The organism is Amycolatopsis balhimycina FH 1894, assembly GCF_000384295.1.
Taxonomy (GTDB): domain Bacteria; phylum Actinomycetota; class Actinomycetes; order Mycobacteriales; family Pseudonocardiaceae; genus Amycolatopsis; species Amycolatopsis balhimycina.
Genome location: NZ_KB913037.1, coordinates 1423336 through 1447682, shown reverse-complemented (window position 1 = coordinate 1447682; position 24347 = coordinate 1423336). Strand labels below are relative to the sequence as shown.

The 24347-nt window shown below is 72.7% G+C and carries 12 protein-coding genes; 6 read left to right on the top strand and 6 right to left on the bottom strand.

Annotation, left to right across the window (positions count from 1 at the left end):
- Positions 1-61: 61 nt before the first annotated feature.
- Positions 62-1993, bottom strand: a complete 1932-nt coding sequence (locus tag A3CE_RS0105695; RefSeq protein ID WP_026468191.1) for a putative Ig domain-containing protein — start codon at positions 1991-1993, stop codon at positions 62-64.
- Positions 1994-2315: 322 nt separating this feature from the next.
- On the opposite strand from A3CE_RS0105695, the gene A3CE_RS0105690 reads away from it, so the two are divergent.
- From A3CE_RS0105690 to A3CE_RS0105675, 4 genes are all read left to right on the top strand, one after another.
- Positions 2316-3329, top strand: a complete 1014-nt coding sequence (locus A3CE_RS0105690) for a permease (protein WP_026468190.1) — start codon at positions 2316-2318, stop codon at positions 3327-3329.
- Positions 3326-4015 carry a TIGR03943 family putative permease subunit gene (locus A3CE_RS0105685; RefSeq protein WP_020639103.1) on the top strand — a complete coding sequence of 230 codons (690 nt, stop codon included), beginning with the start codon at positions 3326-3328 and terminating at the stop codon, positions 4013-4015. The genes A3CE_RS0105690 and A3CE_RS0105685 overlap by 4 nt, the downstream gene beginning before the upstream one ends.
- Before the next feature lie 246 nt (positions 4016-4261).
- Complete coding sequence (locus tag A3CE_RS0105680; protein ID WP_020639102.1) at positions 4262-4912, top strand: pentapeptide repeat-containing protein; 651 nt, start codon at positions 4262-4264, stop codon at positions 4910-4912.
- A 64-nt stretch (positions 4913-4976) separates the two neighbouring features.
- A complete protein-coding gene (locus A3CE_RS0105675; RefSeq protein ID WP_020639101.1) occupies positions 4977-6155 on the top strand; it encodes a serine hydrolase domain-containing protein in 1179 nt (392 codons plus the stop codon).
- A gap of 73 nt (positions 6156-6228) precedes the next feature.
- Here the strand turns inward: A3CE_RS0105675 and A3CE_RS0105670 are convergent, their stop codons facing one another.
- Positions 6229-7422, bottom strand: a complete 1194-nt coding sequence (locus A3CE_RS0105670; protein ID WP_020639100.1) for a glycosyltransferase — start codon at positions 7420-7422, stop codon at positions 6229-6231.
- 151 nt (positions 7423-7573) lie between these two features.
- Between A3CE_RS0105670 and A3CE_RS0105665 the strand changes: the two genes are divergently transcribed.
- The gene (locus A3CE_RS0105665) at positions 7574-8269 is read left to right on the top strand and encodes a glycosyltransferase family protein (protein WP_043790702.1); all 696 of its coding nucleotides are present in this window, start codon (positions 7574-7576) and stop codon (positions 8267-8269) included.
- A gap of 33 nt (positions 8270-8302) precedes the next feature.
- Positions 8303-9760 (top strand): serine hydrolase domain-containing protein, encoded by a 1458-nt coding sequence (locus A3CE_RS0105660; RefSeq protein ID WP_020639098.1) that lies wholly within the window; start codon positions 8303-8305, stop codon positions 9758-9760.
- Between the two features lie 56 nt (positions 9761-9816).
- Here A3CE_RS0105660 and A3CE_RS0105655 read toward each other — a convergent pair whose 3' ends face one another.
- Genes A3CE_RS0105655 through A3CE_RS0105640 form a run of 4 tightly spaced genes read right to left on the bottom strand, consistent with a single transcriptional unit; the run spans position 9817 to position 24347 of the window.
- Positions 9817-11025 carry a cytochrome P450 family protein gene (locus A3CE_RS0105655; protein WP_020639097.1) on the bottom strand — a complete coding sequence of 403 codons (1209 nt, stop codon included), beginning with the start codon at positions 11023-11025 and terminating at the stop codon, positions 9817-9819.
- Between the two features lie 28 nt (positions 11026-11053).
- A complete protein-coding gene (locus tag A3CE_RS0105650; protein WP_020639096.1) occupies positions 11054-11926 on the bottom strand; it encodes a TauD/TfdA dioxygenase family protein in 873 nt (290 codons plus the stop codon).
- 23 nt (positions 11927-11949) lie between these two features.
- Positions 11950-20463, bottom strand: a complete 8514-nt coding sequence (locus tag A3CE_RS0105645; RefSeq protein WP_020639095.1) for an AMP-binding protein — start codon at positions 20461-20463, stop codon at positions 11950-11952.
- Complete coding sequence (locus A3CE_RS0105640; RefSeq protein WP_185839786.1) at positions 20460-24347, bottom strand: non-ribosomal peptide synthetase; 3888 nt, start codon at positions 24345-24347, stop codon at positions 20460-20462. The genes A3CE_RS0105645 and A3CE_RS0105640 overlap by 4 nt, the downstream gene beginning before the upstream one ends.

Sequence of the window (24347 nt, the reverse complement as noted above, 5' to 3'; positions counted from 1 at the left end):
TTTCGGACTTTTCGCGCGGGTGCGGGACGGCCACCCCAGGGTGGCCGTCCCGCGGCCTTGATCAGCTCAAGGTCACTGCGGTGTCGTCCAGGCAGAACGACGTCTGCAGGGAGGAGTCCTCGATGCCGGTGAAGGTCAGCGTCACCGTCTGCCCGGCGAACGCCGAGACGTCGACCGTGCGCTGCTGGTAGCCGGTGCCCTTGTCCAGGTTGGAGTACGTCGCCAGCGTCGTCGAGCCCGCCTTGACCGTGAGCTTGTCGTACTGCGTCGTGGTCGTGGTTTCGGCGGTGTCGACGTGCAGGTAGTAGCTGAGCGACGCGTGGCACCCCGCCGGGATGGTCACCGGCTGCGACAGCGTGTCGGTGTGCGAGCTGCCGTAGCCGTCGAGGTAGGCGAGATAGGTGCCGGAGTGCGGCGTCTCGCTGCCGGAGGCCGTCGTGATCACGCCGCTGGACGCCGTCCACGACGTCGCGCCGCTTTCGAAGCCGGGGTTGGCCAGCTTCTGGCCCGAACAGCCACTGCCACCCGAAGACGTGACGGTCCACGAGAACGTCGTGCTGCCGGTGGCGCCGGAGGAGTCCTTCGCGGTCGCGGTCACCGAGTACGTTCCCGCGGTGGCCGGCGTGCCGGAGATCAGGCCCGAGGTGCTGATCGACAGGCCGCCGGGCAGGCCGGTGGCGGTCCAGGTGTAGCCGCCGCTGCCGCCGGACGCGGACAGCTGCAGGCTCGCCGAAGTGCCGGCGACGCCGCTCTGGCTGCCCGGGTTCGCCACGGTGACGCCGCCGGTGGACGTGCCCGCGGTGAACGCGGCGGTGCCGTTCGGGGTGCCGAGCCCGGTCGGCCCGTCCCAGCCCGCGCCCGCCTTGCACTGCACCGCCGTCGAGCAGCTGCCGTTGCTGCCGGAGGTGACGTCGTTGAGGTTCCCGGCGTGGGCGTAGGGGTACGCGGCGGGGGTGTCGGACGCGCCGGGGTTGCCGGCGAGCGCGTAGACCGAGGCGATGATCGGCGAGGACGCGCTGGTGCCGCCGTAGACCGCCCAGCCGCTGCCGCCGTAGGTCTGGTAGACCGCGACCCCGGTCTGCGGGTCGGCGACCGCGGAGACGTCGGCGTTGGCGCGCTTGGCGCATCCCGTGGTCACGTTCTGGAAGGACGGCTTGGCCACGCTGGTCGAGCAGCCGCTGCCCGCGCCGCTCCAGGCGGTTTCGGTCCAGCCGCGGGTGCCGCCGCCCTGGGTGAGGGACGTGCCGCCGACGGCCGTGACGTACTGGGACGAGGCCGGGTAGCTGATGCCGTAGCCGTTGTCGCCGGTGCTCGCGGTGATCGCGACGCCGGGGTGGCGGAAGTAGCTGGAATCGTAACCGGTTTCGCTGCCGTCCTCACCGCCGCCGTAGCTGTTGGAGACGTACTTGGCGCCCTGTGAGACGGCGGTGTTCACCGCGGTCCCGAGGTCGGCCATGCTCGCCTGGTTCGCTTCGACGAGCAGGATGTGGCAGCCGGGGCAGATCGCGGAGACCATGTCGACGTCGAGGGAGATCTCGCCGGCCCAGCCGCTGTCCGCGGCCGGGAGCGGACTGGCCTGGCCGTTTTCGTTGACCTTCTTGAAACAGCCGTTCGCCGTGGTGCAGGCGGGCAGGCCGTAGGTGGACCGGTAGGTGGCCAGGTCGGCTTCGGCGTTGGGGTCGTCGTTGGAGTCCACAATGGCCACTGTCGCCGACGCGCTGCCGCTCGCGGTGAGGTTGTACGCGGAGCGCAGCCCGGAGGGCCCGAACCCGCTCGGGAGGGCGTTCGGCGTGAGTGCGGCGCGCATGGTGTCGGTCTGGCGTTCGGCGAAACACGTTGCCATACCGGGTTTCACGGCCTGAGCGCAGACACGCGCGGTCGGATGCAGCGCCGCCGCGGTGGCGGGAACCGCGGCGGCGGGCAGGGCGGGAGCAGTCAAGGCCAGTGCCGCGAAGGCGGCGGTGGCGAGGACTCTTCGGGGTGAACGACGCATGGATCGCTCCTGGAGGGGTGCGCGGACGGTGGGGCCCATGGGTGTCCTGTTTATACAGTCCGGTGCCTCGTTTCGGTGTGGCTCAAGCAATCGGTGCCCGGCGGCCTGGCGGTGGTTGCGCCGAATGGCCCGCGGACCAATGCGCCATGCCGTCCGGTTCCGTTCCGAACAGGACGAATCGGCGGGTGAGCGGGTCCGACTTTGGTCGTGAATCGCCTCCGACTTTCGTCGGGCCCGGCGTGACGACCCCTCCTCGATGAACCGAGCGGGGCCGCCGTCCGTATGGAGAAGTGGGTGTGGAGCGGAAGTACGGAGACCTGTGGTGACTGCCATCGACGAAAGCCGGCGCCAGGCCGGGAAGCGGGATCAGGACGGGTTGTCGGGCTGGAACGTCGATCCGGTCCTCGTCCTGACGTTGGTCCTGTTGGTCGGGTTCGTGGCGCAGGGTCCGGTTCGGCGGCTGTTGTCCGCTCCGGTGATGCAGAGCTGGATGACCGTGTTCGTGGCGGTGGTCGTGCAGGCGCTGCCGTTCCTGGTCCTCGGCGTGCTGTTGTCCGCCGGGCTGGCGGTCTTCGTGCCGCCCTCGGTCTTCACCCGCGTCCTGCCGAAACGGCCGGCGCTGGCGGTGCCGGTCGCCGGGCTGGCCGGTGCGGTCCTGCCCGGCTGCGAATGCGCGTCGGTGCCGGTGGCCGGCGCGCTGGTGCGCGGCGGCGTGAACCCGTCGGCGGCGGTGGCCTTCCTGCTGTCGGCGCCGGCGATCAACCCGGTGGTGCTGACGGCGACGGCGGTCGCGTTTCCCGGGCAGCCGGGGATGGTCGTCGCGCGGTTCGCGGCGAGCCTCGCGGCGGCGTGCGTGATGGGCTGGTTGTGGCAGCGGCTCGGCCGTCCGGACTGGCTGCGTCCCCGTGCCGCCCACGCGCACGAGGACGGCGACGGCCGGGGAGCGGCGTTCTGGGGATCGGTGCGGCACGACGTCATGCACGCGGGCGGGTTCCTCGTCGGCGGCGCGATGGCCGCCGCCACGCTCAAGGCCGTGGTGCCCGCGTCCTGGCTGCAGGCCGCGGGCGGCAACCCCGTCTTGGCGGTGCTGGCCCTGGCGGTCCTCGCGGTGCTGCTGTCGATCTGTTCGGAGGCCGACGCGTTCGTCGCGTCGTCGCTGACGCAGTTCTCCCCGACGGCGCGGCTGGCGTTCCTGGTCGTGGGCCCGATGATCGACCTGAAGCTGTTCGGCATGCAGGCCGCCACGTTCGGCCGCGGGTTCGCACTGCGGTTCGCGCCGGTGACCTTCGTCGTGGCGGTGCTGGCCGCGGTCCTGACCGGGGCGGTGCTGCTGTGAACCGGACTGTGCAGGCGATCCTGCTGTTCCTCGTCGGTGGCGTCCTGCTCCACGCCGGCGTGACCGGGCTGTACCTGCGGTACGTCAAGGCCGGGCTGCGCCCGCTGGTGCTGGCGGCGGGCGTGGTGCTGGTGATCGCGGCCATCGCGACCGTCTGGTACGCGCGCCGCCGCCCGGCGGGGCATCCGGCGCCCCGGGTCTCGTGGCTGCTGGTCCTGCCGGTGTTCGCGCTGATCCTCGCCGCGCCACCGGCGCTGGGGTCCTACAGCGCGATGCGCGCCGGCACGGCTGTGACCGCGCCGCGGATCGTCGCCCCGCTCCCGGACGGCAACCCCGTCCGCCTGACGGTGATCGGCTACGCGGACCGCGCGGTCTACGACCACGGCCGGTCGCTGGCCGGGCGGACCGTCACGCTCACCGGCTTCGTGGCCTTCGACCAGGCCGGCGTCCCCTACCTGGTCCGGATGCTCCTCAACTGCTGTGCCGCGGACGCCCAGCCCGTGAAGGTCGGCCTCGCCGGAGCGGTCCCGCCGGTGCTGCAACCGGACTCGTGGCTCGAGATCACCGGCACCTACACCGGCGAGCAGGCCAAGGACCCGGTCAACGGCGGCACCATCCCGTTCGTCGCCGTCGGGCAGGCCCGGCCCGTCCCGCCACCGGCCGACCCCTACGAAAGCCTCGGTTAGCGCCCCTCAGGTCCAAGTCCGTGGATGGCACATTGAGGGACTCTACGTCCCTCAATGTGCCATTCACGGACTTGAAATCGTCCGGGCCGGGCGGAGGACACGGCACTACGCGGTGGTGCGCGCAGACCCTCGAGCCGGCGGTCCGGAGCCGTCGATGCCCGGTGACCGCATCGGGTGCTGCTCACCCGGCTGTCCCGCGGTACCGGATAAGCTCCAGGACGTGCGTTCAGCGACTTGAGGTGAGCAGTGCCCGAATTCCGCAGCATCGACGACCTGCCCTACTTCGCCCACCTGGAAGCGGAGGAGTCCGCCCCCGAGGAGGGGGACCGGTTCGACACCGCCTTGTTCCAGGACCTTTCGTTCGAGGGCGTCCACGCCGGCAACTTGCGCTTCCTGGAGTCCGCGTTCACCGGCGTCGACTTCGACGACACCTACCTGCGGCGAAGCCGGTTCAACGACGTGTGGATCGACAACTGCCGGCTGAACGGCGCCGACTTCGCCGAGACGAGCTGGCTCGACGCCGAGTTCGGGCGGACGGTCCTCGGCGGCACCGCCCTGTTCGACTCGAAGCTCAACCGGGTCGGCTTCTTCGGCTGCAAACTGGTCGGAACCAACCTGCGGAATGCCGAGCTCCGCGACGTCACCTTCACCAACTGCGTCATGCAGGACGTCGATTTCGCGGACGCGGTGCTGACCGACGTCAGCTTCCCCGGTTCCCGGATTTCTTCGCTGCACGTCGACGGAATGAAGGCCGAGAACGTCGATTTGCGCGGAGCGTCGGAGATCGGCATCCAGAGCGGCTACGATTCCCTGGCGGGAGTGCGGATCACCGACGTCCAGCTGCTGCAGCTGGCCCCGGCGCTCGCCCAGGTGCTCGGCCTGATCCTCGACGACTGAAACCCTGCGGCGCCCGGCCGGACTGCGCTACCGTCGTAAGGGACCGCACACTCCGGGGGAAATCATGCGTCGACTGGTCGTCTCCACCGCATGCGCGGTGCTCCTGCTCGCCGGCACCGGTACCGCCGCCGCGGAACCGGACCCACGCCAGGCCGCACTGGATTCGGCCGTGCTGGCCGGAAACGTGGGAATGGTCGCGATCGCGGCGGATCCGGCCGGCCGGTGGCGGGGACGCGCCGGGGTCGGCGACATCGTCACCGGGGCGAAGCCCGACACCGGCGGGCGGTTCCGCGTCGGCAGCGTGTCCAAGACGTTCACCGCGACGCTCGTGCTGAAGCTCGCCGCGAAGGGCAGGCTGGGGCTCGACGACCCGATCTCGGAGTACCTGCCCGGTTTGCTGCCCTACCCGGAACCGATCACCGTCCGGCAGCTGCTGCAGCACACCAGTGGCCTGCCCCGGGACCTCGCCCCGCAGTACACGTGGACGACTCTGCCGGAGGTGGACACCGAACGCTTCGTGCACTTCGGCGAGGTCGAGGCGATCCACGACAGCACCGTGCAGCCGCTGCTGTTCCCGCCGGGCACGAGCTGGTCGTACTCCAACACCGGCTACAACGTGCTGGCGCTGCTGGTCGAAAAGCTCACCGGGCGGCGGTTCGAGCAGGTCCTGGCCGACTGGATCACCGGCCCGCTGCACCTGGCCGACACCTTCCTGCCGCGGGACTTCCCGCTGGTGCCGGACGCGGCCATGCACGGCTACGAGCAGCTCTACCCGGCCCCGCACGGGCCGACCGACGTCACCGCGTACAACCTCAGCCGCTACATCGGCGCCGGCAACATCATTTCGAGCGCTTCCGACCTGAACCGCTTCTTCCATGCGCTGCTCGGCGGCGAGCTGCTGCCGGCCGGCCTGCTGGCGCAGATGAAGACCACGGTCCCGTGGCCCGGCACGGAGGGGCGGATCGGCTATGGGCTGGGGCTGATGCGGATCTCCCTGGTCGGGCCCTGCGGTCCCGGCGCGCCCGAGGTCTGGGGGCACGCCGGGGACGTGCCGGGCTACAACACGTGGAGCATGAGCGACGAGACCGGCACCCGCCGGATCACGGTCGCGTCCAGCCCGGACTTGACGGCTTCCCCCGCCGCGGACTCCGGCCGGGTCCTGGTGATGGTGACGGAGTTCTGCACCCCGGACCTGCCGGGTGCACAGGCGAACGCAGCTCGGATCCAGGCGGCGGTCCGCTGACGGCTCGGCCCGCACGAACGGGAGGCTCGACAGCTAAGACCGGCTATGCCGCCGGCTCGAGCGACGGTGCCTCTTACCCGAAACCGTCGAGCAGCAGGCGGGCGGCCGTTTTCGCCCCGTCGGTGCGGATTTCGGCGCCCAGCGCCTTCGCCCGCGCCCGGGTTTCCGGGGCCAGTGCCGTTTCGAACGCCGCGGTCAGGGAATCGACCGTCGCCGTCGGGCCGTCGAGGGCCGCGCCGACCTTGCGGGCGGCCACCTGGCCCGCCCAGTACGGGTTGTCCGCCAAGCGGATGGGGACCACCACCTGCGGCACGCCCGCCCGGGCGGCCGTCTGCGTCGTGCCCGCGCCGCCGTGGTGGACCACCGCGGCCAGCCTTCCGAACAGGCGCTGGTGGTTGACGTCGCCGACGGCGAAGCAGTCGGCCACGGCCAGGTCGGCCCAGCCGCGGGAGACGAGCACGCGGTGACCCTGGGCGCGGCTCACTTCGACGGACCAGCGGGCGATGTCCGGTGCCGGGGTGATGCTGCCGAAGCCCACGTAGACCGGCGGCGGGCCCGCGTCCAGGAACGCCTCCAGCTCGGCCGGCAGCGGACGTTCGTCCACCTGGGTCCACGCACCTGTCTGGACCACTTCGAGGCCCGGGGTTTCCGGCCACGGCCCCAGAACCGGGTCGGCCGCCAGCCACGGCCGCTCGGAGTGGACGTGGTCGCGGACGTTGCCGACCGGGGGCAGGCCGAGTGCGGCCCGGTGGCCGTTGAGCGGCTCGCGGAACTGCGCGTTCACCCGGTCGGCGTCCAGCTCCCACCGCGTCGGGTTGGCCGCCCCTTCCGGCTCGGGCCAGCCCGGCCGCGGGGGCGGCGCGTGGTGCGGCGACGGCAGGTTGACCGCCGCATAGGTCACGTAGACGTAGGGGATGCCCGCGGCTTCGGCCACGGACCGCGCGGCGACCTGCGCCAGGCCGGCCGCCACCAGCACGTCGCATCCGTCGGCCGCGGAAGGGAAAACGTCGAACTGCGTCTCGAGCAGCTCGGTCCGGTACCGGGTCAGTTCCGCCGCCGTCGGCGGAGCCGTCGCGCGCATCAGCGTCCGCACCGGCGGCCCGACCGGCACCGAGCCGATCCCGAGACAGGCCAGCCGTTCCGTGAACTCCTCGTCCGGCGGGGTGCACATCCGCACTTCGGCGCCGAGTGCCCGTAGCTGCACCGCCAGTGCCACCAGCGGTTCGACGTCGCCACGCGTCCCGTATGTGGAAAGCAGCACCCGCATCGTGTGTCCTCTTCGCTTTCTCTTCGGCGACGTGGCCGCAGTCTACGATGCCCGGGTGAGCGCGCTTTCCCCTCGCGCGGAACCGCCTTCGTTGACTACTGTCGAGACGGACAACGGCTCCTGACCGTCAACAGAACTTGAGGGCCACTCGATGCCTGTTTCGTCCGTACCCGTCCCTGATGTTTCGATCATCTTGCCCTGCGCCGGATCGGGAACGCGCTTCGGCGCGCCGTACGCGAAGGAGCTGCATTGCCTGGCTCCCGGGGTCACCGTCCTGGACCGCAGCCTGGAAACCGTGGTCGAACTGGTGCGAAGTGGACTCACCGTGCGCGTGGTCGTCGTGTTCGGGACGCACAAGCTGGATACGGTGAAGTATCTGGCGCGTTACGCCGGGACTTTCCAGCTGGTCTTCGTCTACCAGGACGACTCGGCCGAGCCGGGGCTCGACGGAGCGATCCGGTCCGCCCTGCCGATGACGCGGGGACCGGTGGCTCTCGTATTGCCTGACATCGTTGTCAGCGACGTCGGCAGCCTGCACGCCGCCTTGCGGCACACGGAGGTCGCAGGGTGGGCGGTGGTCGCCACCGAGGAGCCGGATCCCGCGGTGCTGCGGCAGATGGGCGCGCTGACCGTCGTCGACGGGAGCGGTGACGTGCTGGTCAAAGCGGCCGCGGAGAAGCCGGCGGATCCCGCGGGGTTCGACGCGCTCTGGGGCATGGTGGCGGTCGCCGAGGAAGAGGCGCACCGGCTGCCCGACGTGGTGGTCAAGGACGCGGACAGCCCGCTGGCCGGCGCGGTCGCCGTCATGGTGGACCGGATCGTCAACTACAACACCGCCGAAGGCTGAAAAGGTCCTTTGTGGACTCAAGCGAGGAGAAGGATGCTCGACGATGTGATGGCGGCGCTCGGCACCGTCCTGCCCCGGCTGGCGGCCGTCACCGGCACGCCCGGGGTGGCCGTCGCGGTGGCGACGAGCGACGAGCTGCGGACGGCCGCGACCGGGTTCGCGGACCTGGCCGCGAGCACGCCGATGACCGCCGAGACTCCCGCACCGGCGGGCTCGCTCACCAAACCCGTGACGGGGCTGGCCTTCATGCAGCTGGTCGAGGCGGGCGTCGTCGGCCTGGAGACGCCGGTCGACCAGGTGCTGCCCGCGGGACTGCGTGGCCCGGACGCCGCGCCGGTCACCACGGCCATGCTGGCCGCCCACCAGGGCGGCTACTACAGCGACATCGTCACCGCGACGGCGCCCACGGCGCCGGCCGAGCCGATCCTCGGCTACGTCCGGCGCCGGCACGAGATCGGGCGCGCTGTGGAGTACGGCGGGAGGCTGCCGCTGGTGACGGCTCCGGGGCCGTACTCGTACTCGAGTTTCGGCGTCGGGGTGCTGGGCGGAGTCGTCGAGCACGTGGCGGGCGAACCGTACGGTGCCCGCGTCCACCGGGAGGTGTTCGCCGCCACCGGGATGGCGGACACGGGCATCGGCCCCGGCCGGACCGGCGGTGCCACCGGGTACATGGCGTTCGGCGACTGGTGCGTGCCGAGCCCGCCTCTGCGCACCGCGGCCTACCCCGGGGTCGGGATGTACACGAGCGCCGCGGATTTCGCGCGGCTGCTGCAATCCCTGCTGCGCACCGCCCGGGGCGACCGCGGTCTGGTCGGGCCGGACTCGCTCGCGGCGATGGTGACGCCGCGAGTCGCGCGTCCGAGCCCGCACGGCGTCCGCTCGTTTTCCGGGCTGACGCTCGAACTGGCCGACCCGGAGCTGGGTGAGGACTGGTGGTGGGGGCACACCGCGGCGTTCCCGTGGGGGTTCTGGTGGGAGGCGCGGGTCTGGCCGCACCGCGACCTGGCCGCGGTGGCGGTGGGCAACCGGTGGGACATGGCCCGGTTCCACAACCCCGCCACGCGCAGCGCGCCCGGCCTGGCGGTCGAGTGGGCCGGCCGCTGGGCGGTGTCCGGCGCCCCGGGGAAGCTGCCGGACATGGACGGACGGCCCCGCTGGACGGGACCCCGGCCCACCCCGGAAAGCTCGCGCTGGATGGGAGTGCTGACCGGCGAACGCACCCACGGCCTGCTGGACGTGGCGGAACCGCTGCCGGTGACTGCGCTGACCGCCGGCGCCCGCTCGCTGGGCGACGCGGACCCGGGCGGCTGGGACCCGGAGGCGTTCGCGCGCGGGGTGGAGCAGGCACGGGCGGTGGCACCGGACCCGGACGCGCTCGGGGTGCTGGGCCGGGAACTCGGCCCGGCGGCGGCGTTGTGGATGCTGGAGTGCGGAGCGTCGAGCGCGGACGTGACGATGCCGGTCGGCTTCTACGCCGGCAAGGCGAAGTGAATTCCATGAGGGGCACCCTCATGGACGTAAGCGCCATGCGGGTGCCCCTCATGGAATCAGCGCAGCCGTACCTCCAAGGCGACCCGGTGCCGGGCGCGCGGGAGCGGCACCCACGCCGGCTCGCCCACCGGCTCCACCGCCGGAAAGCGCTCGAACAAGCTCCGCAGCGCGACCTCGGCCTCCACCTTCGCCAACGCGACCCCGAGGCAGAAGTGCGGCCCCCAGCCGAATCCCACGCTGCCCTCCCGGCCGCCGTGCTCGGCCTGCCAGCGGACGTCCGCCGTGTGCGGGTGGGCGAACTGTGCCGGGTCGCGGTTGGCCGCGCCGAGTACCGCCTGGACCGCGTCGCCCGCGCTGATCCGGACGCCGCCCACCTCCAGGTCGGTCGCCGCGTAGCGCAGGCGGGCCAGCTGGACCGGGCCGTCCGTGCGGACCAGCTCGCGCACCGCGGCCGGCCACAGCTCGGGTTCCGTGCGCAGCAGCTCCCGCTGGGCGGGGTCGCGCATCAGCGCGAGCGCCGCGTTGGACAGCATGTGCGCCATCGTCTCGTGCCCGGCGAGCACCAGGAACACCACGAGTGCCACGGCGTCGACGTCGGTCAGGTCGTCCTGGGCGACGACCTCGCTGAGCAGGTCGTCCCGCGGTTCGGCCCGGCGGCGGTCCACCAAGGCGTGGCAGTAGGCGAACATCTCGCCGAGCGTCGGCGTGATCCGCGCCGGGTCGCCCTCGACCAGCACCTTGCCCCAGCGGTACCAGTCCGCCCAGTCCGTCTCCGGGACCCCGACCAGTTCGCAGACCACCGCCATGGCCAGCGGGTACGCGTACTCGTCGAGCAGGTTCACCGTCCCGCTCAGCCCGTCGAGCAGCTCGTCGACGATCTGCTGCACCCGCGGGCGCAGCGTGGCGACCCGGGTCGCGCCGAAGGCGTGGCTGATGCTGCGACGCAGTCGCGTGTGCTCGGCGCCGTCGAGGCTGAGCAGGCTCGCCCGCAGGTAAGGCAGGTGCTCCGGCGGCGTGCCCAGCGCGAGGAACGCCGCTTCCTGCGTCTGCGCGCCCGGTCCCGGCAGGCCGGTGGGATCGTTGCGCACGGCCAGATCCGACAGCACGGCGCGGACCTCGGCGCTGCCGGTGACCAGCCAGCCCTCCTCGCCGTTCGCCAGCCGGGCCCGGCAGACCGGTGACGCGGTGAGGATGCGGTCGTAGCCGCGCATCGGGTCGTCGAGGACGGCCGGATCGCGGACGTCCACCACGGGTTCGGACGACATCGTGCAGTGCTCCTCGGGAAAGACGGGGTCAGCCTTTGAGCGGGCCGCCGTTGATCGCGACGCGGTGGCCGAAGCGGGTGTGCGGGTAGTAGTCGTAGATCGCGTGGTGCTGGACGCAGCGGTTGTCCCAGAACACCAGCGTGTTCGGCGCCCACCGCACGCGGCACGCGAGCATCGGCCGGTTCGGCACGACCGAGAACAGCAGGTCGAGTACCGCCTGGCTTTCGTCGGCCGACAGCTGCGGGATGCGCGAGGTGTAGGCGGGGTTGACGAACAGCAGCGGCCGGTCGGTTTCCGGGTGCCGCACCACGACCGGGTGTTCGCTGACCGGCGGCTCGTAGCCTTCCGGGATCTTGTGGCCGCGGAAGGCGTGCGCGCCGTCGTGGATCGCGGTCAGCCCGGCCAGCAGCTCCTTCAGCTTCGGCGACAGCATGTCGTACGCGAGGTGCATGTTCGCGAAGAGCGTGTCGCCGCCGCTGCCCGGTTCGGGCATCCGCGTGATGTGGAGCATCGAGCCCAGTGACGGCTCGGCGTCGGCGGTGCCGTCGGCGTGCCAGCCGTTGCCGAACACGGTGGCCGACTCCGGCGCGGTCGCGACCTCGAGGATGTACGGGTCGCCGTGCTCGGGCGGCGGGTTCACCGGCCGCAGCTCGCCGAAGCTCGCGGCGAGGCGCTTGTGGTCCTCCACCGAGATGTCCTGGTCGCGGAACACCAGCACGTGGTGGTCCAGGAACGCCGTCTTCAGCTCGGTGAGCTGCTCCTCGGTCAGTTCCCGCGTCAGGTCGAGCCCGGTGACCTCGGCGCCGATGACCGGGGTCAGGCCTCGCACCGCCAGCGTCCGGTAGTCGCGCGGCGGCCGCGTCGTGATCTCCTTGACGGCGTCGAGTTCGTACTGCTCCATGGTTTCCTTTCCTCCTGTGGGTCTCACAGTCCGATGGCGGCGGCCACTTCGGTGACGTGCGGGGCGCGCACGATGCCGTAGTGGGTGGCGGGCAGTTCGTGCCAGTGGCTCGGCTCGGGCAGCAGGGCGTGCCAGCCGTCGCGGCCGGCCACCGGCAAGCCGGGCTCGGGTTCGGCGGCGAGCCAGACGTGGCTGGGCGTCGCGGCCAGGCGCGGCAGTTCGTGCCCGGCCATGCTGCGCAGGTTGGCCCGGCACGCGCGGGCGAGCCGCCGGGCGTGCTCACCCGCGGTGCCGCCGGAGGCGCCCAGCTCGCGCTCGAAGACCGTCTCCAGCTGGGCGTCGCTGTAGTCGGCGGCGCTCGCGCCGGGCGGCGGCGGGTCGATGAGGTGCAGCGCCCGCACCGGCCGGCCGGCCGCCTCGGCCTCGGCGGCCATGCCGGCCGCGACCCAGGCGCCGAACGACCACCCGGCCAGCTGCCAGGTGTGGCCGGGGAACTGCTTTTCCATCGCCGCGTAGTAGCGGCGAGCCCGATCCGTGAGGGACCATCCTGGCGGTTCCGGCCTGCTCAGCGCCGGGTCGGCGATCACGCAGACGCCGAGTCCGGGCGGCAGGGCCTCGACGAGCGGGCGGTAGGCGTGGACGTCCCCGCCGACGGGGTGCACGAGGCAGATGACTTCCTGCGTCGTCCCTTCGCGCCAGAGCTGCACGACGACTTCGCTTGTGTCGGCGGCTTGGGCGAGCTTCGCCAGCAACGCCGCCATCGTCACCTCCGGGCCGAGCCAGGCGAGGTCGAGGTCGACGCCGTAGAGCCGTTTCACCGAGTCGACCACGTCCAGCAGGGTCAGGGAGTCGGCGCCGAGGTCGTAGAGCGGCACGTCCGGGTCGAGTTCGGCGACGCCCAGGAGCGCGCGGACTTCCTCGGTCAGGTCCGCTTCGGCCGGTTTCGCCGTGGGGGTGGTGTCGCGTTCGCGTTCGTGGAAGCCGCGAGCGGCTTCGAGGCCGGTCGTCGCGACGAGCAGGTGCGGCAGCCCGGATCCCAGCGCGCGGGCGAAGGTGCGCCGGCCCTCGTCGTCGCTGAGGCCGACGGCGAGGTGGGCCTGGTGCCGGGCGTCGGTTTCCAGGGCGGTGACGGCCATGCCGCTGTCGCGCCAGACGTCCCAGCCGAGGGAGAGCCGGGCGGTCGGGCCGTCGCGGTGGGCGAGGGCGTCGAGGAACCCGTTGGCGGCGGCGTAGTCGAGCTGGCCGGTGCCGCCGAACTGCGCGGACAGCGACGAACAATAGACGGCATAGGCGGGCTGGTGGCGTTCGATGAGCCGTTCCATGAGGAGGGCGGCGGCGAGTTTGACGTCTTGCGTGCCTTCGCCGCGGGTGGCGATCAGGCCGCCGGTCGGTGCTCCGGCCGCGTGGACGATCCCGGTGAGGGGGGCGGGGATCTCGTCGGCGGTGACGGTGGTGAGGTCGGCGGCGAGCAGGTCGACGCGGTCCGCCCACGGTTTGAGGGCCTCGGGCAGGTGGGGGTGGCGCGCGAGCAGGACGACCCGGCCGGTGGTGCGGGTGAGCAGTTCTTCGGCGACGGCGGTCCCGATGCCGCCGGTGCCGCCGAGGACGAGGTGGGTCCCGTCGTGCTCGATGGACTCGCCGGCGGCGACCGGAGCGCTGTCTTGGACCCACCAGAACCCGTTTCGGAGGGCGACGCGCTCGGGTGGGGTCGGCCCGGTGAGCAGGTCGGCGGTTTGGTCCGGATCGGCGGTGGGGAGGTCGACCCAGTGGCCGGGGACGCCGGTTTCCTGCGGGCCGACGGCGGTGATCCCGGCGAGCAGCCCGGCTTCGGGCCGCGTGACGGCCGTGTTGGCGGGGACGGCGCCGGTGGAGATCCACCAAGTCCTCAGTGGACGGTCGCGGGCGGCCCGCAGCAAAGCGGCCGGGGTGTCCAGGCAAGCCCATTGCGCCCGGTTCAGTGACTTTTCGCCGACGGGTCCGGTGATGCCGAGGGGAAGGGTGTGGAGCCAGTCGATTTCCCTGTCCGGAAGTGAATCCAGGACTTGACGCAGGTGCGCTGTGTCGGCGGGGTCGGCTTCGAAGGTGTCAGGGCCTCGGCGGGCGAAGTGGTCCGCCGCGTGAACCCGGACGACACGGGCGTAAGCGGCGTCCAGGGCCGGCGCGGTGAGCGGGCCTTCGCCGGAGACGACGAGGATGCGGTCGGTTCTGGCTGCGGTCGTTGCCCGCCGCAGGCGTACCCAGGTGGGCTGGTGCAGCCATTCGGTTTCGGGCAGGCGCGTGACGGCGGCTTTCCGCGGGAAGTCGAAGTCCCGCGCGGCGAAGGCGGGCGGCGGGAAGTCCCACGGCGCGGGCACGGGGGAGTGGCCCCACTCAACCGAGGCCCCGGCCAGCCACGCGTCAGCCAGCTCCGCAGGAGGCCGCGATGTTGTGAACGACTCTTTCCTGTCGTCTGGTGACAGGAAAGAGTCGTTCACGGCATTGAAAGAGCCGACGCCACCTGGACTGACCTCCTGCGGCTCGGCCGTGCGCAGCCACTCGACCGCCGCGGCCGCGTCGTCGCAGGCCGCCGCCAGGCGCCACCGGTCCTCCGGCCTGCCCGACTGCAAGTGCCGGAGCACGTCCACATAGGACTGAGGATGGGCAGCCAGGTACGAAGCCACACGAGCCGCCTCGAGGCGCAAGGCGACGGGGCTGCGGGCCGAAAGCACCAAGCACCGCACCGGGTCCGGGCGTGACGGCGGCACCGGGCGGACCGACTCCAGCACCACGTGCGCGTTCGTCCCGCCGATGCCGAAGCTGCTCACCCCCGCCACCCGCGGGCCCGCGGGCCACGGTTCGGCGGAAGTCGGCACCCGGAACGGCCCCAGGTCCAAAGCCGGGTTCGGCGCGCGGAAGTCCACCGTCGGCGGCAGGACCCCGTGGTGCACCGCCAGTGTCGCGCGGATCAAGCCCACCACCCCGGCCGCCGCGCCCAGGTGGCCGAGCTGGCTCTTCACCGACGACAACGCGCAGCCCGCCGAATCGGGCATGGCCTCGCGCAGGGCCGCCACCTCGATCGGGTCGCCGAGGCGGGTCCCCGTTCCGTGCGTCTCCACGTAGCCGACGTCCGCACCCGCGCGCCCGGCCCGCCGGAGCGCGGCCCGGATCGCCGAGCGCTGCCCCGCCGGGGACGGCGCGCTGTAGCCCTGCTTCACCGCGCCGTCGTTGGTCAGAGCCGAGCCCGTGATCACCGCGTACACCGTGTCGCCGTCACGACGGGCCGCCGAAAGCGGTTTCAGCACCACCACGCCGACGCCGCTCGCGCCCACCGTGCCGTCCGCGTCGTCGCTGAACGGGCGGCAGTGGCCGTCCGGCGAAAAGATGTGCTGCGGGCGGTACCGGTAGCCCTCGGCCAGGGTGACGTCGACGAGCACCCCGCCCGCCAGCATCACTTCCGCCTCGCCGCCGCGCAGCATGCCCGCCGCCTGGTGGACCGCGACCAGCGAACTCGAACACGCCGACTGGGTCGTCAGCGCCGGGCCCGTCAGGTCGAGGTGGTACGCCACCTTCGTCGCCAGGAAGTCCTTCTCGTGGTGCAGGGCCAGCTGGAAGCCGTCCGGCAGTGCCGCCGGGCCGGCCTCGCGCAGCATCTGCTGGAAGTACGTGTTCTCGCCGCAGCCCGCGATCAGCCCGACGCCGGCACCCGAAGTGATCCCGGCGTGCGCCAACGCCTCCACGCACGCCATCAGCAGCTGCCGCTGCTGCGGGTCCATCAGCGCCGCGTCGCGGTGGCTGATCCCGAAGTGCTCCGGGTCGAACGCCAGGGGGTCGTCCAGGAGGCTGCGCGCGCCGACCAGGCCGGCCGCGGCCGGGAACTCCTCGATGCCGCGGCGGCCGGAAACGACCAGGTCCCAGAACGCCGCCAGGTCCCGCGCGCCGGGCAGCCGCACCGCCATGCCGACGACAGCCACGGGTTGGTCGGCAGCGGCCTGAGAAGACGAAGTAGCCGCGGCCGGGCCGCTTTCGAGGTGCCGCGTCAGGTCCCGGAGCGTGACGTGCTCGAAGAGGTCCGCCACGGTGAACCGGTACCCCGCTTCCGAGCAGCGCAGGTGGAACCGCATCAGCGACAGCGAGCCGGCGCCGGCGTCGAAGAACGTCTCGTCCGGGCCGATCGGCGCGCCGGTCACCTCCTCGAACAGCGCCGCCAGCTCGCTCGACGGCCGGACCGCCGTCCGATGCAGATCCGTTCCCGGCACCAGGGCGGCGGCGTCCCGGTCCAGCTTCCCGCTGGGTGTGCGTGGCAAGGCGTCGACGACGCGGAAGCGGTCCACCCGCGCGTGTGGCGGCAGCAGCGGCCGCGAGAAGTCCGCCAGCTCCGCCGCCGACGGCGTCCGGCGGCACTCCAGGAACGCGGTCAGCCGGCCGTCCTCGATCGCGACGACCGCGTTGACGACGTCCGGGTGCCGCAGCAGCGCGGCTTCGACCTGCCCGAGTTCGAGGCGGTGCCCGCTCAGCTTGACCTGCCGGTCGGCGCGGCCGTCGAAGTGCAGCAGCCCGGCGCGGTCGAAGTGCGCGAGGTCGCCGCTGCGGTAGTACAGCTCCGGCAGGTCGGCGAACTTCTCCGGAGCCGCTTCGCCGAGGTAGCAGCGGTTCGCCGCGAGACCACCGATGAGCAGCTCGCCGACCTGCCCCGGTGACAGGGGCGCGCCCGCGGGGTCGGCGACCCGCAGGACCGCGTTCGCCACCGGGCGGCCGATGGCCGGCCGGTCGGGCCACTCCCCGGGATCGCCGTCGAGGGTCAGCGCGCTGACGACGTGGGTTTCGGTCGGCCCGTAATGGTTGTGCAGGCGGGCGCCGGGCAGCCCGGCGAACCACCGCCGGATCGCCGGCGTGCACACCAGCTGCTCGCCGGCGGTGATCACGTCCCGCAGCCGCGACGGGTACCGCCCGAGCCGGACGCCGTGCTCGGCGAGCAGCTGCAGCGCCACGTACGGCAGGAAGATCCGTTCGATGCCGGCGGATTCCAGCCGGGTCAGCAGCGCCGGGACGTCGTGGCGCCATTCCGGGCGGATCAGGTGCAGCCGGCCGCCGCCGCAGAGGGTCGTGAAGATCTCCTGGAACGACACGTCGAACGACAGCATCGAGAACTGCTGCGTCGCCGCGGGCGGCGCGTCCTGCCACTGCAGCAGGTTCGCCAGGGTGCGGTCCGGGACGCGCACGCCCTTGGGCGCCCCGGTCGAGCCCGAGGTGAACAGCGTGTAGAGGGGACGTCCGGAGTGCCGGGCCGGGACGTCCGGTGCCGGCCCGCCGGTGAGCGTGACGAACCGCCGCTCCACGTCGGTGTCGAACGTTTCCCCCGGGGCGAGCAGGACGCAGCGCGGCCGGACGCGGTCGAGCATGGCGCGCAGCAGTTCCGGTGGGTACGCGGGGTCCAGCGGCACGGCGGTGATGTTCAGCCGCGCGAGCGCGAGCAGCGCGACGACGTGCTCGGCCGACGGCCGGAAGTACAGCGCGATGTCCGTGGCGTCCACGGGCAGGGTGGCGGCGAGCCGGGCCGCGTGCGCGTCCAGCTCGGCGTAGGTCAGCGTCGTGTCGCCGCTCAGCGCCGGGGCGTCGGGCGTCCGCGCGACCTGACGCGCGAAGCCTTCCGCCACGGTTTCCCACGTCAGTTCCGCCGTCGCGCCACGGCCGTGGTCACGGCGGTCCGGAGTCCGGGCATCGCCGTGCAAGGCGCGGTCGAAGACTTCGCCGAGGGCCGTCGCCTCGGCTTCGGTGAAGTGGCCTTCCCCGTACTCCCACAGGCAGTCGAGGCCGTCCGGCTGTTCCACGACCGACAGCGTGAGCGCACACTTGGCCTCGGCCGCTTGAATCCATTGTGGACTTGCCGAGCAGCCGGGCAGGCTCAGCGCGCCGAAGTCGGTGTTCTCCAGGACGAACAGGTAATCGAAGGCCGCGTAGCCGGGGTCGAGGTCGGCGAACGCGACGTCCTGGTGGTCCAGCGCCGCGCCCGAGGCCTCACCGAGCCGCCGCAGCTGGGTGTCGAGGTCCTCGTCCGGGTCCACGGCAAGCGGGACCCGCAAAGTGTTGGCGAACATCCCGACACTGTCTTCGAACGCCCGCACCGGCCGGTTCGCCACCGGGGCGGCGATCCGGGGCCGGGTCCGCCCGGTCACCGCGTAGAGACTCCAAGCGAACACGCCCAGCAGCAGCTGGAAGCGGGTCAGGCCCAGTTCGGCAGCCCACTCGTCGACGCGCTCGCGGTCGATCCGAGTCGTGTGCAGCCGACCGGCCAGGGATACTTCGCCGAGCGGCTCGGCGTCGTCGAAACGGTCGGTCAGCTGGGCGCGGTAGCCGGGGGAGGCGAACCAGCGGGACTGCCACGCGGCGAAGTCGAACGGCGTGTGGACGTCCGGCCGCGGCTCGGCGCCGGACAGTTCCCGGAACAGGATGTTCAGCGACCAGCCGTCGACCGCGATGTGGTGCAGGCACAGCAAAAAGGTGCCGTCGGGTCGCCAGGCCGCGCGCATCAGCCGGCCGGAGGCGAGGTCGAAGGGCGCGGTGAAGAAGTCGTCGCCCGGTTCGGTCCACGGGTCGTACGGCCCCTTCGCCACCTGCCGCAAGCCGTCGGGAGTGGCTTCGAACGCGGTGCGCAGCGCCGGGTGCCGCTCCACCAGGCCGCGTACGTCCCGGCGCAGCGCGTCGACGCCGGGGTCACCGGGGACCTGGAACGCGAGTGGCACGTGGTACGCCGTGGACGCCGGGTTCCGTTGCTGCAGCAGCCAAAGCCGCTGTTGTTCGCTGGTGGCCGGGGCCGACGTCGCGGTCGTCGGCGGCCCCGCTTCCGGGTACGCCGCCCGGCCCGCCGCGGAGGCGGCGGCGGCGAGATCGGCGAACGTCCCGCGTTGCACGACCGAAGGCGCCAGGTCCGCCCCCCAGCGTTCCCGGATCGCGAACCGCAGCCGCAACGCCTTCAGCGAGTCGCCCCCGGACCGCAGCCAGGTGTCCAGCGGCCGGAGGCCGGGAACACCGAGGACGTCCGAGACGACGTCCAGGACTTCGCGCTCCCACGCGGTCGCCTCGCCGCCGGTGTCCGGCCGCCACGGCGAGAACCCACCGGCCAGCAGCGCGGCTTCGTCGACCTTCCCGTTCGCGTTCCGCGGCAGCTCGTCGACGCGGAAGACGTGGTGCGGCCGCATGTAAGCCGGCATGGTCTCGCCCAGGTGCGCTTCGAACGCGTCGAAAGTCAGTTCACCGGCCACGACGAAAGCGAGCAGCTCGGCCGTGGCCGCGCGGCGCACGGCCACGTGGACCTGCCGGACCTCCGGGTGGGCCAGGAGCCGCTGCTCCAGCTCGCCCGGCTCGATCCGGAACCCGCGGACCTTCACCTGCCGGTCGGTGCGGCCGACGTAGGCGTACCGGCCGCCCGGCAGCACGCGGACCAGGTCGCCGGTGCGGTAGAACCGGGCCCGGCCCTCGTCCAGCCACGGCAGCCGCACGAACCGCCGCCCGGTCTCCGTGGGCAGGCCGCGGTAGCCGAGGGCGACGCCGGCCCCGGAGATGTACAGCTCGGCTACCTCGCCTTCGGCGGCGACGCGCTCGTGCGGCGGCTCGTCCATTGTCAAAACTGCGACCGCGCCGGTGCCCGGCAGCGGGCGGCCGATCGGCACGACGTCGCCGTCGAAGCCCCGCGGAATGGCGTAGCTGAGCGCGAAGGTCGTGGTTTCGGTCGGCCCGTAGCCGTTCTGCAGCCGCGTCGGCGAATCGGGATTGGCCTGGTACCAGCGGCGGATCAGCGGCGCGTTGAGCTGCTCGCCGCCGATGACCACCCGGCGCACGGTGGCGAAGCTGCCCGGCACGGTCTCGGCGACCGCGTTGAACAGCGTCGCGGTGACGAACATCGTGTCGACGCGCTCGCGGACCAGCGCGTCGGCGAACGCCTGCGGGTCGCGGACGGTGTCGTCGTCGAGGATGACGCACGTTCCGCCGGTCAGCAGCGGCACCCACACTTCGAAGCTGATCGCGTCGAAGGCGGGGTTGGCCAGGCAGGCGAACCGCGTGCCGATGTCGAGCCAGCCGGGTTCGGCGAGCCGCAGGACGCCGGCGTCGCGGACTTCGACGCCCTTGGGCCGCCCGGTCGTGCCGGAGGTGGAGAAGAGGAACGACGCCGGCGCGGGTTCGGCGGGCACGCCCATCTCGACGGGATCGGCCAGGAGTTCGGCCGGAGTGACGCCAGGCAGTTCGTCGCTGACAACGGCGGCCGCGCCGGCGTCGGCGAGGATGACGTCGCGGCGTGCGGGCGGGCTCTGGCGGTCCAGCGGCACGACCTGGCCGCCGAGGCGCAGGATGCCCAGCATGACTTGGACCAGCTCCGCCGAGCGCGGCAGGCCGACGGCGACCGCGTCACCCGGGCGGATCCCGCGGCGGGTCAGGGCTTCCGCGACGGCGGCGGCTCCCGCGTTCAGCTCGGCGTAGGTGAGGCGACGGGCGCCGTCGGACACGGCGAGGGCGTCGGGGTGCCGCTGGGCCCGGTCGTGGACGCGGCGGGCGATCGAGGTCATCGGGCCGCCAGTTCGGCGGTGATGAGTTCTTGGGTGATGAGCTTGGCGACCATCGGCAGCGCGTCGCTCTCCAGCATGTCCCAGTGCCCGCAGTCCGCGGGGACGACCTCGAATTCGCCGCGGGCGCGGCGGCGCCAGAACTCCGCGGTGCCGGGGATCGTGTCCTCGCCGACGGCCTGCACGAACACCACGCGCGCCGCTGTCTCGCCGGGGTCGTGCTCGCGCGCGGTCAGCCGGTTGTGGTTGTACGTGCGGTGGTAGCGCTCGATCTGCGCGTCCTCGATTCCGGGGTACATCCCGTTGAAGCGGACCAGTTTCTCGCGGAACTCGTCCGCCGAGACCGGCTCGATCGCGGCCCGCGCGGCCGGGTCGTCGGTGGCGGCGGTGTCGAGCAGGACGACGCTGACGCGCGCATGGCGCTCCGCGAGCCGGCGTCCCATCTCGTAGGCGACCAGACCGCCGTAGGACAGTCCACAAAGGACCAACGTTTCGGACGGCTGCGGGTCGACCAGCCGCAGGTACTCCTCGGCCATCGCCTCGACGCTCGGCAGCGGCTCTTCGCCGGCGTTGAGCCCGGGGGACTGGATGCCGACGACACCGGCGTCCTCGGGCAGGGCGGCGCTGAGCGGCAGGTAGCAGAACGCCGTGCCACCGGCCGGGTGCACGCAGACGACACGGGCGTGCCCGGCGCCGCGGCGGAACTCGATCAGGCTGCCGCCGCCCGGCGGGCTGTCCGCCCGCAGCAGCGCGGCCTGCGCCTCGATGGTCGGGTGCAGGATGACGTCCCGGATCGGCAGCTCGCGCCCGAACTCCGCGCCGATGGCGTGAGCCAGCTTTATCGCCGAGATCGAGGTGCCGCCGACGTCGAAGAAGTCGGCCGAGACGCCGATCTCGGGGTGCAGCAGCAGGTCTCGCCAGATCCGCAGCAGTGCCAGCTCGACGTGGTCGCGTGGGGCGGCGGTGTTGACCGCCACGGGCGCGCTCGTGCGGGCGTGGGCCAGCACGGCGTCGCGGTCGAGCTTGCCGCTGCGGCTCAAGGGCAGCCGGTCGAACTCGGCGAACACCGACGGGATCATGTAGTCCGGCAGCCGGTCGGCCAGCGCGGCCCGCCATTCGTGCGGGGTTCGCCCGCCACCCGCGACGCCGGCGACGAGCCGCGGCTCGCCCTCGCGGTCCACCAGCACGGCGGCCTCCCGGACGCCGGGCACGGCCAGCAGCGCGGCCGTCACCTCGCCGGGCTCGATGCGGAACCCGCGCAGCTTGATCTGGTCGTCGCGGCGGCCGGCGTACTCGGCTTCGCCGCCGGGGAGCCATCGGGCGAGGTCACCGGTGCGGTACATCCTCCCACCCGTCGCCCGACCACCACCCCCCACGGAAGCGCTGCGCGCTGCTGTGTCTTCGGGGACGAACGGGTCCGGCACGAACCGCTCGGCGGTCAGCGCGGGCCGGTTCAGGTATCCGCGGGCCAGGCAGTCGCCGGCCAGGAAGACCTCGCCCGCCACGCCCGGCGGCACCGGGCGCAGCCGCTCGTCCAGGAGGTACAGCCGCGAGCCGGGCAGCGGCCGCCCGATCGGCGCCGGGCGGTCCCGTGGTTCCGGGTCGACGTGCGCGGTGGCGTAGAGCGTCGCTTCGGTCGGCCCGTAGCCGAAGCAGATCCGCAGGCCCGGCAAGGCCGCGGCGAACCGGGCGAGCGCCGCTTCCGGCAGCGGTTCGACGCCGGTCAGCAGCTGTCGCAGCGCGAGCCCGTGCAGGCGCGTGGGGTCTTCGTCGATCCACCGGACGTAGGCGGGTGGCAGGAAGGCCTGGACCACTCGGTGATCTCGCAGCCACGCGATCAAGGCCGCGGGGTCGGGCCGGACGTCCTCGGGCACGACGTGCAGCACGGCGCCCGTGGTCAGGGGCAGCAGCAGTTCGTGCACCGAGGCGTCGAAGCCGATGCTCGACCACGCCGACGTCGCTTCGCCGGGAGTCGCGCCGAAGCGGTCCAGCCACTGGTCGAAGAGGGCGAGGACGCTGTGGTGGGTCACGGCGACCCCCTTCGGCCGCCCGGTCGACCCCGACGTGTAGATCACGTACGCCGTTTCCCGTGGATCGGTCGCGACCGGTCGCCGGGTCTCGTCGCCTTCGGCCTCGAGTGCGGCCACGTCGTCGTCCAGGACCAGCACCGGGCGCGCGTCCTCGACCATCGCCGCCCGCCGGGCGGCCGGCTGGGCCGGATCGAGCGGGAGGTAGGCGGCGCCGGTCTTCAGCACGCCCAGGACCGCGACCACCAGCTCGGCTGACCGTCCACTGTGGATTGCCACGACCCCGCCCGGCCGGGCTCCGCGCCGGCGCAGGGCGTTGGCCAGCTTCGTGCTGCGGCGGTCCAGCTCGCCGTAGGTGAGGGTCCGGTCGTCGCAGACGAGGGCGGGGGCGTCCGGGGTCGTGCCGGCGTGGGTGGTGAACCGCTCGACGAGCCCGCCCGGGCGCCGGTTCGGACGGGGACCGGTGCTCCACGCGGTGAGGATTTCGTGGCGTTCGGCGTCGTCGAGGAGCTCGTAGCTCGCGATGTCGGCGTCCGGTCGCGTGGCCAGCTGGTCCAGCAGCCGGACGAGGTACCGCGCGTACCGCTCGGCGGTGGCGTGGTCGAAGAGGGCGACGGCGTAGTCGAGGTGCCCGCGGACGTCGCCGTGCTCGTCGGCGAGACCGAGGGCGAGGTCGAACTTCGCGGGGGCGTGCTCGACGTCGAGGGATTCGACGGTCACCCCCGGCAGCTCCAGCAGGTCGTGCATGGTCGGCACCCAGGCGAACATCGTCTGGAACAGCGGGGTGTGCGCCGGGCTGCGCGGCGGGTTCACCAGCTCGACGACCCGTTCGAACGGCAGCTCGACGTGGTCGATCGCGCCTCGCAAGGCGGCGCGGACCTGCTTGAGCAGGACGGCGCCGGTCGGGCCGCCGTCGAGTTCGGCGCGCACGGCCAGGGTGTTGACGAAGAACCCGAGCGTGTCGGGGTACTCGCCACCGGCGCCACGGTTGGCGGCCGGCACGCCGACAACGATGTCAGTTTGCGCGGAAAGCCGGGAAAGCAGGATGAACCAGCAGGTCAGAATGGTGGAGTAGAGCGTGACGCCGTGCTCGCGCGCGACCGCCTTCAGCCGCGCGGTGAGGTCCGGCCCGAGGGTGACCGGCACCCGGGCGCCGCGGAAGTCCTGCCGGGCCGGCCGCGGCCGGTCGGCGGGCAGCTCCAGCACCGGCGGCACCCCGTCGAGCCGGTCCCGCCAGTACGCCTCGTGCGGCGCCGGACCGTCCCCGGCCAGCCAGTCCTGCTGCGCCCGGGCGTGCTCGCGGTAGGGCCGCGCGGGCGGCAGATCAGCCGGAACGCCGCTCAGCTGAGCGGCGTAGAGGACACCCAGCTCGCGCAGCAGCAGGGTGCGGGACCAGCCGTCGAAGACGGCGTGGTGGACAGTGATCAGCAGGACGTGGTCCTCGTCGCCGTCCCGGAACTGTCGGTGGTCCCCGGTAGCGTGGAGACCGGGGGGCGGCGCCCCGCCCAGCAACCGCGCCCGGGCCAGCGGCGCCCGCGTGAGGTCGAACGGCTCCCGCACCTCAGCGTGCCGCAGCTCGGCCGCTTCCCCCGGCCCGGCGACGTCGGTGACCACGCAGGGAAACCCGTGACCGGCGGGTTCCACGATCTGCACCGGCCGGCCGTCCTCGACGACGAACCGGGTCCGCAGGGCTTCGTGGCGGCCGGCGAGGGCGTCGAAGGCTCGTTGCAGCGCCTCGCGGTCCAGCGGTCCCCGCAGCGCGAAAGCCATGGTCTCGTTGTAGGCCGGTCCGGCCCCGTCCAGCTGGGAGACGGTCCAAAGGCGCTGCTGACCGGACGACAGCGGGGCGGACACTCGCAT

Bases quoted from the DNA above. Each gene is read 5' to 3' on its own strand.
- A3CE_RS0105660 (WP_020639098.1), top strand. From the start codon at position 8,303: ATGCTCGACGATGTGATGGCGGCGCTCGGCACCGTCCTGCCCCGGCTG.
- A3CE_RS0105665 (WP_043790702.1), top strand. From the start codon at position 7,574: ATGCCTGTTTCGTCCGTACCCGTCCCTGATGTTTCGATCATCTTGCCC.
- A3CE_RS0105655 (WP_020639097.1), bottom strand. From the start codon at position 11,025: ATGTCGTCCGAACCCGTGGTGGACGTCCGCGATCCGGCCGTCCTCGAC.
- A3CE_RS0105675 (WP_020639101.1), top strand. From the start codon at position 4,977: ATGCGTCGACTGGTCGTCTCCACCGCATGCGCGGTGCTCCTGCTCGCC.
- A3CE_RS0105670 (WP_020639100.1), bottom strand. From the start codon at position 7,422: ATGCGGGTGCTGCTTTCCACATACGGGACGCGTGGCGACGTCGAACCG.
- A3CE_RS0105650 (WP_020639096.1), bottom strand. From the start codon at position 11,926: ATGGAGCAGTACGAACTCGACGCCGTCAAGGAGATCACGACGCGGCCG.
- A3CE_RS0105640 (WP_185839786.1), bottom strand. From the start codon at position 24,347: ATGCGAGTGTCCGCCCCGCTGTCGTCCGGTCAGCAGCGCCTTTGGACC.
- A3CE_RS0105695 (WP_026468191.1), bottom strand. From the start codon at position 1,993: ATGCGTCGTTCACCCCGAAGAGTCCTCGCCACCGCCGCCTTCGCGGCA.
- A3CE_RS0105645 (WP_020639095.1), bottom strand. From the start codon at position 20,463: ATGACCTCGATCGCCCGCCGCGTCCACGACCGGGCCCAGCGGCACCCC.